General features: G+C 40.5%; 9 protein-coding genes. 3 read left to right on the forward strand and 6 right to left on the reverse strand.

From position 1 onward, the window contains the following. Window positions 1-19: 19 nt before the first annotated feature. Window positions 20-922 (forward strand): hypothetical protein, encoded by a 903-nt coding sequence (locus AXF23_RS07065; RefSeq protein ID WP_146156732.1) that lies wholly within the window; start codon window positions 20-22, stop codon window positions 920-922. A gap of 155 nt (window positions 923-1,077) precedes the next feature. Beyond that, entirely contained in the window at window positions 1,078-1,860 is a 783-nt protein-coding gene (locus tag AXF23_RS07070) for a radical SAM protein (RefSeq protein ID WP_107624813.1), read from the forward strand. A gap of 160 nt (window positions 1,861-2,020) precedes the next feature. On the opposite strand, the gene AXF23_RS07075 is transcribed toward AXF23_RS07070, so the two are convergent. The 6 genes from AXF23_RS07075 to AXF23_RS07100 form a co-directional block, all read right to left on the reverse strand. Further along, complete coding sequence (locus AXF23_RS07075) at window positions 2,021-2,872, reverse strand: hypothetical protein (RefSeq protein WP_009012319.1); 852 nt, start codon at window positions 2,870-2,872, stop codon at window positions 2,021-2,023. Window positions 2,873-4,041: 1,169 nt separating this feature from the next. Next, window positions 4,042-4,824: an acyl-ACP--UDP-N-acetylglucosamine O-acyltransferase gene (gene lpxA, locus AXF23_RS07080; RefSeq protein WP_009012318.1), complete on the reverse strand. Its 783-nt coding sequence runs from the start codon at window positions 4,822-4,824 to the stop codon at window positions 4,042-4,044. Between the two features lie 31 nt (window positions 4,825-4,855). After that, a complete protein-coding gene (locus AXF23_RS07085; protein WP_089365824.1) occupies window positions 4,856-6,235 on the reverse strand; it encodes an efflux transporter outer membrane subunit in 1,380 nt (459 codons plus the stop codon). 21 nt (window positions 6,236-6,256) lie between these two features. Further along, the gene (locus AXF23_RS07090; protein WP_107624814.1) at window positions 6,257-9,520 is read right to left on the reverse strand and encodes an efflux RND transporter permease subunit; all 3,264 of its coding nucleotides are present in this window, start codon (window positions 9,518-9,520) and stop codon (window positions 6,257-6,259) included. 82 nt (window positions 9,521-9,602) lie between these two features. After that, window positions 9,603-10,937 carry an efflux RND transporter periplasmic adaptor subunit gene (locus AXF23_RS07095; protein ID WP_107624815.1) on the reverse strand — a complete coding sequence of 445 codons (1,335 nt, stop codon included), beginning with the start codon at window positions 10,935-10,937 and terminating at the stop codon, window positions 9,603-9,605. A gap of 198 nt (window positions 10,938-11,135) precedes the next feature. Then, window positions 11,136-12,560 (reverse strand): CCA tRNA nucleotidyltransferase, encoded by a 1,425-nt coding sequence (locus tag AXF23_RS07100; RefSeq protein WP_107624816.1) that lies wholly within the window; start codon window positions 12,558-12,560, stop codon window positions 11,136-11,138. Window positions 12,561-13,159: 599 nt separating this feature from the next. Between AXF23_RS07100 and AXF23_RS07105 the strand changes: the two genes are divergently transcribed. Then, window positions 13,160-13,324 (forward strand): single-stranded DNA-binding protein, encoded by a 165-nt coding sequence (locus AXF23_RS07105; protein WP_107624817.1) that lies wholly within the window; start codon window positions 13,160-13,162, stop codon window positions 13,322-13,324. Window positions 13,325-13,366 lie beyond the last annotated feature (42 nt).

The following is a 13,366-nucleotide window of genomic DNA, read 5'->3' on the forward strand; positions in this document are numbered from 1 at the left end:
ACTATAATAAATTGACATCATGAATATTAAAGAAGCCATTTGCCTATATCGGTCTACATTTAGACTGAACAGAAGATTCATTGCCTTAATTGCTATGATAGTGTTATCTTTTCAGTATATGCAAGCCCTTGACACTGGTAGTAGACAATATGAGCCAGAAGGCCAAAAAGGAAATACCGATCCACTCTCAGCATTCTATTCTCATGGCTTACCCCACGATGCTTATCCTGCAGCTTACAACGGTAGTGACATTCCTTATGCACAGTTAAGCCCTAAAAAGAAGCAAGACTATCTTGCCATGAGTTGTCTGCAATCAGGGAGCGGAGCTTTCGGAACCTATTATTTCTTTACCCAACCTATAACAAACTCAGACGGAGATAGCGACGAAACATATTACAATATCTACATGTTTGATAACTCATCAAAGGTATTAACCAAGATTTTCTCTCACCATGTAGACACATATACAGAAATGCAGGTAGACGATATCTCATGGGATTATGATATCAAAACTTTTAACAAACCATACATTTCCAAGTCGGGTACAAAAGGTATGTTACGTATTAAAAAAGCAACTCCTGTTGTCGTATTATCTTGTACAGATAGAGGCATTACGCCACATGCTTCTCCTCTAACCGTTATCATTAACCCTACCGCACATAAACACAAAGTGCTTACAGAAAAGTTCCTTGGTTTCGTTAGCATAGACGACAATACCCTAATGGTAGCAGAGCAAGGACTAACAAAACGAATAATACTTACAACATCTACCGTCGCTGTGAACAAAGATCTACCAACTCCAAAAGGGGTAGATATCTTTTACAGGACCTATCTTACACCTTCCATCAATATTTATTCTACGACAGGAGTAAAGATTGGAAGTAACAGTCTTCCTACTGATGAGGTTGATTGTCTAAGATAAAAAGTAGGTATCAAAATAATTGGAAACGACATCATTTCCAAGAAAAATACGTACCTTTGTTGTAACAAGATTATGAAAGGAAAGACAACAGATAGATGAGCTCTCATCTACTCAGTCACATCCTACCCCATAAACCATTTATAAAGACAATTTCAATGAGCACGATTATCTATCCGTCCCCTATATTTGGCCCCGTTCATAGCCGCCGCCTTGGTATTTCCTTAGGTATTAACTTGATGCCAGCGGACGGTAAGATATGCACCTTCGACTGTATATATTGCGAATGCGGATTCAATGAAGACCACCGCACAAAGACTCCCCACCCCACTCGTGAACGTGTTGCTGAGGCTTTGGAGGCAAAATTGAAGGAAATGCAACAGGACAATATCCACCCTGACGTTCTGACTTTTGCTGGCAACGGAGAGCCTACTTCTCATCCACACTTCGCTGAAGTCATCGACGATACAATTCGTCTACGCAACATATATTGCCCACAAGCAAAGATTTCTGTCCTCAGTAACTCTACGTTCATTCATCGTCCGAAGATTCACGAAGCACTGTCAAAGGTAGACAACAACATTCTGAAACTCGATACTATCAATACTGAATATATCAATAAGGTAGACCGACCTACGCAGCCTTCCTACGATATTCATCATATCATAGCAGATATTAAGGCCTTCAACGGCCAAGCTATTATTCAAACAATGTTCTTGAAGGGGACAACCGAAGATGGTTATGACGTCAACAACACTACAGAAGAGTTCGTTGCTCCATGGCTTGAAGTTGTCAAGGAGATTGGACCTCGTGAGGTAATGATTTACACTATTGATCGCGAAACACCCGACCAACACCTACAAAAGGCTACACACGAAGAATTAGATGCTATCCGTGACCGTGTGATTGCATTGGGAATCCCTTGCACAGCATCGTATTAACATTTCTCTATTCTTAATATCTGTATCACGAAAAGATTCCTAATATAGATTAGCTACCCAACACGAAAGTATAAACCAACCATAATGGACGCACTTTTGATGCGTCCATTTTATTTTAACGAATGTATAAATCCTACGTCTATTATACTTATAAACCAAATTACTTTAAGCTCAGTTGAGGATTGCTTGCATTACCAGAAGCCTGTAGAGCCTCTTGGTATGTCATAACTTTCCCTACCTCTACAATCTCACCATCCGTATTGCAGACAACACGCTGATACTTTGTATCAACCAACATATCACCATCAAAAACCTGCTCCGCATTTCTGTAATAAGAGAAAGTATTGTTACTCTCTATTGTGACTTTTCTCAATGGGTTAACATCAAAAGTCGCATTACATATATGAAGAGCCTCATTACATATATGAAGAATACTCGTCTGACCATCTTTATCTACTAAGTTTGTAGTTTCAACCAGTGTGTAAGGACTCTTAGCCAGCTCAATTTCCATCATCTTAGCCTTGCTCGTTCCTAAAGGGATAACCTTTAGATAATCGCTAACAGTCCCTTCTTCATTGGTAAGCTGGCTGATGAGCATCTTATCATCAGGCATAATGATATCTTCTTTGGATGATGCATCGACTAATACTCCATCTTCATCATACCATGCATACTCTTCTGTGATACGTACATCACCAGACTTTGACTTTGGTGATTTAACAACAAAGATACAATTATTATCTGAGAGCACCGTTGTTTTACCACTTTTGACATCATACAATCCAAGTGTATAAAGCGAACGACCTTCTGATGTCTTCTTTTGCGATTGTTTTTTAAAGATAATCCATTGCTGCCCTTCAGAGCAATCCATAACCTCCCCACCCTGCTTCACAATTTGATTACAGGGCTTAATCAGCTGATTTTTACTCTGCGCAGAACTTACCATTGGAACACTCAAGATTAAGCCTAAAGCAACCAGGACGTATCTGGTTATCAACTTCTTTAAGTTCATACTATTAATTTAAGTAAGTTATTATATTAAGATTTTATTTCTTACAAATAGATTGTTTATATTCTGGGACAAATATAATGCTATTCTTTTATATTACAAACATTTTTGAATATTTTTTCATTACCTCCTTTATTTTATCTTCAATAGATAGAATATTTACATCATCATACACAATTTATACCTTGAACATAATTAAAACGACAAAAGAGAAAGGTTAGCGCACAGAGAAAAAAGGCTAAAAAACGCCGTAAGGAACAATAGAAAGTGTTTAAAAAGTAAGCTCAATAGTCTATTTAACAATAAGTAAACAAATAGTCTACCATCATTCCCGAATTATTTTCATGAAAAGAAAAATCACAAGTAAGGCTACGCACGCCTTCAATTGCACATGAGAACGCTTGAAACTAACAGCCATAAGGACGAAAAAAGCGGTTCTTCCGTTAAATGTGTGGACGCTTTTCGTAGTGCTTTAACGTAAGATCCAAAGTTACTCATTAAACAAAAATATAACTGAGACAGTCAACTATCTATCCTATTTTCATCCTCTTTCATTGAAAATCTTTTCGTTTTAAGACTTCAAAAATCTGCAGACAAGAGGATTGAAAAATCATTACATAATTTTAAAGAAAATACCTATAACTAACGGCAAAAATACACACATGAAGCAGGTTTACAATCAACAGCGTATCAATTAGTTATCAAGTATAAAGTAAAAGGTGCTTAATTGGACTTCAAAAGGGCGTTAGCAAGGGTCTTAAAGAGCATCTTTTGCAAGCCAAAAGGGCGTCTTTTAGAAGCCAAAAGAGCATGTATTCAAAATTATGATGTGAAATATTATAACAGAATAATAAGTTATTAGCCTAATTAGCCCAATTGGACTAAATAGCCTAATTAGGCTAATAGGAATAAATTGTTTGTAGACGACAGATAGACATCACACCTAATTACATTTATCATATTGTTTCCCCTCCCTTTATAAAACCATCTTATTGGAGGCAAGCTTACCATGTATGTGGATTAATCTCATTCTATGAACAATCTACACATTTAACGGAAGAACCAAAAAAGCACCTATATAATAAAAATAAAAACCTATATAATAAAAACAAAAAAGGAGGGCTAACCTTGCGGTTAACCCTCCCCAACATTAAAAATTATAGGTATGAAAATTATAATTTACTAATGATTCCAACCTCTGTACCTCTAACAAAGTCGATAATATTACTTATCTCAGTTGAGGAAGGAACCTGTTGTTCTATTTGTATACATGCATCAAACACCGATGTTTGACCATAGAACAAAAGACGATAAGCATTAGCGATATGCTTGAGGGTCTTCTCTTCTACACCAGCAGACTTTTGAATCGTGGTATTAACACCATGGAATCCAACTGGAGAGCCTCCCGCAATAATATAAGGAGGGACATCACGAGAGAATGTTGTACCCGCTTGTACCACAGCATACGACCCAACACGGGTGTTAGCCTTCTCTACAACGTTAGAAGAGATGACTGCACCTGTGTCAATAACACAATCGCCAGCAATCTTCGCACCATACCCAAAGACACAGCGGTCGCCAACGACGGTATCATGACTGATGTGTGCACCCTCCATCAAGAAGTTATCTGAACCAATGACCGTCTTACATCCACGGTGTGTAGCACGGTTTATCACTACATTCTCACGGATAACATTGTTGTTGCCAATTATCAATTCGCTCTTTTCTCCTACGAAGTTGAAGTCCTGTGGCAATGCAGCAAGAACAGAACCTTGGTGCACTTTGTTCCCATTCCCCATTCTCGTACCATTCAAGATACTAACAAAAGGAAAGATAACACAGTTATCACCAATGACAACATCGTCTTCTATGTAAACAAATGGAAATATCTTACAGCCATCTCCAATCTTTGCTCGTGGAGAAATCTCGGCTTTTGGACTAATTACACTACTCATACTTTTGAATACTAAGAATTAAACAAACTTATTACTTAGAGCCACCACCGAGTGCATTATACAAGTTCACGATAGATTGTAGCTTCGTAAACTGCTCACGAATCTGTGAGATTTGAGCATTAAGTAAACTCTGCTGAGCAGTGATAACCTCAAGATAGGTGCTTGAACTTTGTGCATAGAGCATCTGCGTATGTTCTACATTTTGCTTTAAGACATCTATTTGCTGTTGTTGTAACTTCTCTTTCTCGTTAGCAGAGTTGTAGGCTACAAGTGCATTACTAACCTCTGAGCCTGCCTTAAGAATACTGTTTTGCCACGTGTTATACGCTTGCTTATACTTGTCTTCAGCCACTCGTAGACCAGCTTTCAGCTGTCCACGCATGAAAACAGGCTGTGTAAGACTACCCACTACGCTCAATAACAACTTAGCAGGGTTTACCATGCCGTTGCCATTACTCCAACCTCCGGTAGGAGAAATGTTCAATGCTGGATAAAAACGGCTACGTGCCTGCTGTACATTATAGAAGCATTGAGCCAGCGCCATCTCGTTTGCATGCACATCAGCACGATTGCTTAACAGCTGAACACCAATGCCTCCTGCAAAATTCGTTGGTAGACTCTGATTATCAAGGCTTCCACGTACAATCCCTTGAGCAGGTTCGCCAAGAAGAAGACTCAGTGAGTTCTCTGTCTCACGAATCTGACGACGAATGTCTGCAGCCTGTGTCTGTACGCTATAGTAAGCCGCCTCAGCACTCTGAACACTCGTTGAACGAGCACGTCCAAAATCCATCTGCAACTTCATCATGTCCCAAGTGTTCTTTGTCAGACCAGACATATCATCGACAATCTGCTTCTGACGATCGAGCATCAACAATGTGTAATAGAGATTAGCTACGTTACAAATAAGACTGGTTTGTACTGCCACCTTATAATCCTTTGACTGAAGAAGAAGCATTTGTGCGGCTTTCTTCTGCGAACGAAGCTTCCCAAAGAGGTCAACATCCCAACTTGCAGCAATAGGAAGCGTGTAAGACTGTGTTGAAGAGGTATGCGTTCCAAAATGAGAAATCGTACCTGTTGGTGCGAAGACTACCGATGGTAAAAATGCCAACTTCGCCATCTTAACCTGCTGCTCAGCAATATCCACATTCAAAGCAGCATTGAGCAAATCAGGATTATTATTAAGAGCTTTCTCAATAAGTGCCTGTAATTGAGGGTCGGTAAAGACACTACGCCATGACAGGTTACCGAAATCGTTAGCCCCTTCAAGTGCGGTCTTGTCATCAACAGGGTCACGCACAATCCCATTCGTCTTAACGTCTGGACGTTCGTAATTGCCATAGAGGCTCTTACAGCCTGTCAATGACAGGGCTGCAAGGGCTATGATGATTATATTCTTATTCTTCATTATTGTTCTTTTAATATAGTACTACTCTTCTACCTTATAGTCATGTGCAGGACCTTTAGCAAATTGTTCAAGTTCCTTAATGACGTCATGATTAGCCTCATCTTCAAACTCGAGAGGCTTAATACGCTCCTGTAAGTACTGGAAGCCAGCGAAGAGAGCTGGTACAACAAATACCTGACAGAGTGTACCAATCAACATACCTCCAACGGCAGCAGCACCTAATGTCTGGTTACCATTACGGCCTACACCACTTGCGAACATCAATGGCAACAATCCAATAACCATTGCCAAAGAAGTCATCAAGATAGGACGAAGACGTGCACCAGCACCTAAGATAGCCGCATACTTTATCGCCATACCCGTACGACGGCGTTCAAGAGCAAACTCAACGATAAGAATAGCATTCTTCGCCAACAATCCAATCAACATAATCAAGGATATTTGCATATAGATATCATTGTTATGTCCAAACAGCAAGGTGAAGATGAACGCACCTGCAAGACCGAATGGTATTGACAAGATAACGGCCAACGGAAGGATATAACTCTCATATTGTGCACTAAGAATCAAATAGACAAACACAATACAAAGCACGAAGATCATCGCCGTTGAGTTAGAAGACTCTTGCTCAGAACGTGTCAAACCAGAGAACTCGTAGCCATATCCCTGTGGTAATATCTGCTTAGCAACTTCCTCGGCAGCCTTAATGGCCTGACCAGAAGACACTCCATTGGCAGGTGTTGCACTAACGGCAATAGAAGTAAACAGGTTGAAACGAGTGATATTTGATGGTCCATAAACACGCTTCAACGTACAGAACTCACTCACAGGAGCCATACCAGCCGTTGTACGAACATAGATATTATTCATGCTCGACTCGTCCATTCGACTCTCTGCTGTTCCTTGTATCATCACACGGAAAAGCTTACCGTATGCATTGAAGTTGGATGCGTACATACCACCATAGTATCCCTGCAATACAGAAAGGATAGCTGCTGGAGATGTACCAGCCTGCTTTGCCTTCGCAACATCAACGTCTACCATGTACTGAGGATAGTTAGGATTATATGTAGTGAGTGCACGGCTAAACTCTGGACGCTTGTTCAGCGCAGCAATGTAATCCTGTGCTATCTTAAAGAACTTATTCAAGTCGCCACCAGTCTTATCCTGCAAAGAGAAGGAAAGACCATTGGTCATACCATAACCAGGAATCATTGGCGGTGCAAAAGCAATAATCTGTGCGCCCTTGATACTTGAAGTCTGCTTATAAATCATACCCAAAACCATATTTGAAGAAGTTGGGTCAATAAACAGTCCGGCAATACCAGCCCCATCAAAGACAGACTTAATGCGTTCTATCATGCCATATTCACGCTCAGCGAAAGGCTTCAACTTAATAATAAAAGTCGACTGGTTAGAACCCTGTCCTGCCATGAAGTTATAACCAACAATCTGTTCACGGCGCTCGATATAAGGGTTACTTGCCAACATCTTATCCACCTGGTCGGTCACCTTCTGCGTCTCTACTTGAGAGGTTCCAGGAGGAGTACTAATCATGACATATATACTTCCTGTATCTTCGTTAGGTACAAGACCTGTCTGTGTAAAGGTCATTGTCAGAACAAGAGCTATAACACCAAGGACGACAGATACACCTGATATCCAACGATGATTGATAACCTTCTCAACGGTTTTCTGATACTTACTATTAATCTTCTCATACTGAGCATTGAAAGCAATGTGGAACCTGTCTACGCGTGACAGCTTCTTGTGTTCTTCATCATCACCATGAGGCTTCAAGAAAATAGCGCAAAGTGCAGGTGATAACGTTAAAGCGTTCAAAGCAGAGATAACGATTGACACGGCCATTGTCACACCGAACTCACGATAGAAAGTACCTGAGGTTCCGCCAATGAAAGATACAGGAACGAACACTGCTGCCATCACCAAAGTAATAGAGATGATAGCGCCTGAAATCTCGTTCATAGCATCTATGGCAGCTGTCATAGCACTCTTATAACCTAAATCGAGCTTAGCATGAACAGCCTCAACGACCACAATGGCATCATCGACCACAATGGCAATCGCTAATAACAATGCTGACAGGGTTAAAAGGTTGATGGAGAATCCGAACACCCATAGGAAGAAGAAGGTTCCAATCAATGCCACTGGTACGGCAATCATAGGGATTACTGTTGAACGGAAGTCCTGCAAGAAGATATAAACAACGAAGAATACCAGCACAAGGGTGATAACCAATGTGCGAATAACCTCCGCAATAGATGCAAAGAGGAACTCTGTTACATCCTGCTCTATCGTAACCTTCATTCCTGGTGGCATCTGCTTTTGAGCATCAGCCAAGGCTGTCTTCACATCTTCAGCTATCTGAGTAGCATTCGAACCAGCAACCTGGTTGACCATACCTAACACAGCTGGTTGGCCATTGTTACGCATGGCAACAGAATACATCAAGCCACCTAACTCTACCTTAGCGACATCTCGCAAATGTAAAGTCTGGCCATTTGTATTACTTGAGATAATAATATTACCATACTCTTCAGGCGTTTTTAAACGTCCCTTATATCGCATGGTGTACTCGAATTTAAGCTTGCTTTGCTCACCGAAAGAACCTGGTGCTGCTTCTATATTCTGTTCTGCTAATGCACCAGAAATATCAGAAGGCACAAGACCATACTGCTTCATCTTATCTGGCAGGAGCCAAATACGCATAGAGTAGGTCTTCATACCCGGTGTGCGTACGTCACCGACACCATTGATACGCTTCAACATTGGCACGATATTGATATTGTTATAGTTCGTCAAGAACTCATCATCATATCGTCCGTCATCTGTTGTCAATGAATACATAACAACAGTTGAGCTCTGACGCTTTGACACCGTCACACCCGCACGTGTTACCTCAGCAGGCAACAACGCCTGTGCTTGTGACACACGGTTCTGTACATTGACTGCTGCCATATTAGGGTCTGCACCCTGCTTGAAGTAAACAGTAATCATTGCCATACCAGCATTGGTTGCTGTTGACTCCATATAAGTCATGTTCTCAACACCATTGATACTCTCCTCCAATGGTGTAATAACTGAATTCAATACGGTCTGTGCATCAGCTCCTTGATAAAATGTCTGAATAGAAATCGTAGGAGGTGCAATATTCGGATATTGTTCAATAGGCAGTGATATCAGACCAATTATACCCAAAAGGACAAAGAAGATGGATATAACAGTTGATAATACCGGTCGTTTAATGAAATTCGTAAATGTCATAATACCTAATTATTTATTTAGGGTTTAGAAGTATTGAATGAGTTAAGCAATACATCATCGCCTATCATTCAACACTCATCACCTACTTATCGTCGCCCTTCATTGCTTTAAGGAAGCCTGAGGCAGAACTCTGCTTCTCTCCCAATTTCTCTGCTTTCTGAATGGCTTTATCATACTCTGCAGGGGTTAGAGCCTTAATCCATGTACCATCTTCAAGACTTGAAACGCCTTTACTTACAATACGATCACCCATCTTAAGACCACCTGTCACGATATAGTTGATACCATCATTCTGTGGGTCAATGCTTATCTCACTATAGCGTACTGTGTCTTTAGCATCAACCTTGTAGACAAAGACCTTATTCTGAACTTGTACGGTAGCCTCCTGTGGTATCAACAATACACGATTGTTAGTCTTTGCTATAACTATCTGACCACTTCCACCACTCTTCAGTAAGTGTTCTGGATTAGGGAAACGAGCAATAACACTTACTGTTCCTGTTGTAGGATCAATAATACCACTGGTCTTAACAACGACTCCTTCATGATTATAGGTTGTTCCATCAGCCAATATCAAGCTCACACCTGGGAAAGACTTGATGGCATTACTCAATCCATTATTAGTACGACTGAGCTTTAAAACATCCGCTTCTGTCATAGAGAAATAAACTTCTATTGAAGAGTTATTGCTGACTGTGGTAACAGGCTGTGCTGAAGAAGCACTTACCAAAGCTCCCTCCTTATATGGGAGGCTACCAATATAGCCTGATGCGGGACTCTTCACATAGCAGAAACCAAGGTTATCTTTAGCTGTAGCAAGCATAGCTTGAGCCTGACGAACAGCTGCTACTGCTTGAGTCACAGCTGTCTTAGCTGCTACAACACTACTCTGTGCTTGACTAACAGCCGACTGTGCCGTCTCGTATGCGTTCTTTGCAGACTCCAACTCATACTCGCCAATCACCTTATTATTATATAGGTTCTTGCTGTTACTATATGTTAAACGTGAAGTGGCAGCCTGTGCGTTGGCAGAATTGAGGCTTGCATTTGCCTGAATGACACGAGCTTGTGCACCTGCAACACCACTTTGCGCTGATGCCACCTGCGCCTCTGCTTGACGAACTGCAGCCTGATAAGTAGAGTTATCTACTACAAAAAGCACCTGACCTGCACGAACATACTCACCTTCATGTACATACAGTTTTGTAATAAAACCGCTAACCTTCGGACGAACCTCAACATCCTGTACACCCTTGATGGTTGCTGGGAATGTTGTCTTCAACTGTGCATTAGCTGCACCAATCGTTACTACTGGATACTCATTACTTGTAGGAAGACCCTGTTGGCCTCCCTTACAACTGGTAAGTAACACTGCCGCTGCTGCAACAGCAGCCAGTAAGACACCTTTTTTCTTCATACCTATAATATTAAATATTCTTTTTCTATATTCTTTCTCACAAATAGTAAGACTCTAACTATGTACCTCTAAGGGGTTTTATCAGTAAGTCTAAGCCCTTATAAAACCAAAACTAAGTGTTTTAGTTTTCGGTATGCAAAGATACACATTTTTATCCATTGACATCGAACAAGCACTTACTTTTTTAACATTTATTATTTATATCAATCCTAACTCTTTTGCTTTTACTTGTAACAAAGCTAATAGTGGCTCACGCTCATTGGGTACCTTATTATCAAGAACAGCATCCTTCAATGTCTTTTTCAGTTCTCCCACCTCTCTACTCGGCTTCAGACTAAACATCTCCATAATCTCATTACCGTCAATACAAGGCTGTAACAAACGCTTATAATCACGGTCTTTCAGGTCTTTTAGTTTCTCACGAACAATACGAAAGTTATCTAAGAAGCGCTGTTTTCGTACCGCATTCTTACTTGTTATATCTGCTTCACAGAGCGTCATCAGGTCGTCTATATCATCACCAGCATCATTCATCAATCGCCGAACGGCTGAGTCAGTCACCTCTTCATCGGCTATGACTATCGGACGCATGTGTAGGTCTACTTGCTTCTGCACATATTTCATCTTACTATCCATCGGGAGCTTTAGACGTCGGAAGATTGTTGGGACCATCTTTGCACCCACAAAGTTGTGGTTATGAAAAGTCCACCCAGCCACTGTATCCCATCGCTTACACTTTGCTTTCCCTACGTCATGTAACAAGGCTGCCCACCGCAACCATAGATTATCCGTATGCTTGCAAATATTATCCAACACTTCTAAGGTGTGATAGAAATTATTCTTATGTGCACGTCCATTTCTTGTGTCTACAACGTCAAGTGCTACAAGCTCTGGAAGAATAAGCTGCAGGAGTCCACAGCGGTATAACTCAATAAAGCCCTTACTTGGAGTTGCCGTCATCATAATCTTATTCAACTCCTCTTCTATGCGTTCCCCACTGATAATCTTAATTCGTTCTGCATTACGCTCCAAGGCTTCAAAGGTCTCGTCTTCTATGAAGAAGTTGAGCTGTGTAGCAAAACGAACACAACGCATCATGCGCAATGGATCATCAGAAAAGGTTACATCTGGATCGAGAGGAGTACGGATAATTCCATCCCAAAGGTCATCAATGCCTCCAAATGGGTCTACTAACTCGCCGAAGCGTTCCTTATTCAAGCAAACAGCCATCGCATTAATCGTAAAGTCACGGCGGTTCTGGTCATCCTCTAATGTGCCATTCTCTACTACAGGTTTCCTACTGTCGTGGCTATAACTTTCCTTGCGTGCCCCGACAAACTCCACCTCTATGTTCTTATACTTTACTTGCGCTGTTCCAAAGTTACGAAAGACTGACAAATGCGCCTTCCTCCCCAAGATGGATTTTAACTCACTTGCAACCTGAATACCACTTCCTACAACCACAACATCAATATCGTTTGACGGACGTTCCAAGAACAAATCACGCACGTAACCACCTACGACATAACATTCTAAGCCAAGTTTATCTGCTGCAGATGAGATGTGATGGAATATGTCTTTATCTATAAGCTGTGCCAATTCGGCATCTGAAAGATCTCGCATAAAATAATGTTATCTTTAATAATAAGAGTCATGCAAAGATACATAATTTCCTTAACTCTCACAAGACTAAAAGTAGGTGAATACGCTTTTTACAACTAACTATTTTCACAATAACGCAAGTTACAAGTATAGACAAGCATGATATAAATCAAGTACATTGGTAAAAAGAATACACAACATTCATCTTCACGCTTACAAAAGTGGCTAAACTTAAATGGAAAGTACCATTAGGCAAACGTTAACATATCACAATAAAAGCTGTTTGATCACGACCGATGCGTTAATTAAAATTTCGTTTTAGAAAGTTTCCAATAAGCTTTTTTACTGTTTACAGAAGAATGATTAACTTTGCAACCCACTAAAAAAAGCGACGGTAAAGGACTTGGTAATAAGTCTTTAAGACCGTGTAAAGATAAAATAACCACCGAATACAAATTTGTGATATCAGTACTTAAGGACTCCATCTAACGGAGATGTCCAGGAGAAAAGGACTGACGACAAAGTAAAAGACATAAAGAAGTCGGTCACGGATAACAAAAGAAACAAAAGGAAACTATGATATCCAAAGAGAGTAAATAGGATAACAAAAAGGAGAAAAAATGAAGAAAGTATATCAAAAACCATCTACCCTTCTGGTCAAAATGGAGACAGAAGGTGATTTCTTAATGGATAGTGCGCATGGTACTCAGCACGAGGGATTTACAGAAACTCACGACCCTAACCTCAGAGTTGAAGATGGTACTGACGATGACTCACCATTTTAACCACAAAGGATTAAGCTTATCACAAAACGAACAAAAAATCAA

It is taken from the genome of Prevotella sp. oral taxon 313, assembly GCF_003043935.1.
In the GTDB taxonomy this organism is placed as follows: domain Bacteria; phylum Bacteroidota; class Bacteroidia; order Bacteroidales; family Bacteroidaceae; genus Prevotella; species Prevotella jejuni.

What these genes read in the sequence shown, in the direction of transcription:
- AXF23_RS07065 (WP_146156732.1), top strand. Translation starts at nt 20, where the DNA reads ATGAATATTAAAGAAGCCATTTGCCTATATCGGTCTACATTTAGACTG.
- AXF23_RS07070 (WP_107624813.1), top strand. Translation starts at nt 1,078, where the DNA reads ATGAGCACGATTATCTATCCGTCCCCTATATTTGGCCCCGTTCATAGC.
- AXF23_RS07075 (WP_009012319.1), bottom strand. Translation starts at nt 2,872, where the DNA reads ATGAACTTAAAGAAGTTGATAACCAGATACGTCCTGGTTGCTTTAGGC.
- lpxA (WP_009012318.1), bottom strand. Translation starts at nt 4,824, where the DNA reads ATGAGTAGTGTAATTAGTCCAAAAGCCGAGATTTCTCCACGAGCAAAG.
- AXF23_RS07085 (WP_089365824.1), bottom strand. Translation starts at nt 6,235, where the DNA reads ATGAAGAATAAGAATATAATCATCATAGCCCTTGCAGCCCTGTCATTG.
- AXF23_RS07090 (WP_107624814.1), bottom strand. Translation starts at nt 9,520, where the DNA reads ATGACATTTACGAATTTCATTAAACGACCGGTATTATCAACTGTTATA.
- AXF23_RS07095 (WP_107624815.1), bottom strand. Translation starts at nt 10,937, where the DNA reads ATGAAGAAAAAAGGTGTCTTACTGGCTGCTGTTGCAGCAGCGGCAGTG.
- AXF23_RS07100 (WP_107624816.1), bottom strand. Translation starts at nt 12,560, where the DNA reads ATGCGAGATCTTTCAGATGCCGAATTGGCACAGCTTATAGATAAAGAC.
- AXF23_RS07105 (WP_107624817.1), top strand. Translation starts at nt 13,160, where the DNA reads ATGAAGAAAGTATATCAAAAACCATCTACCCTTCTGGTCAAAATGGAG.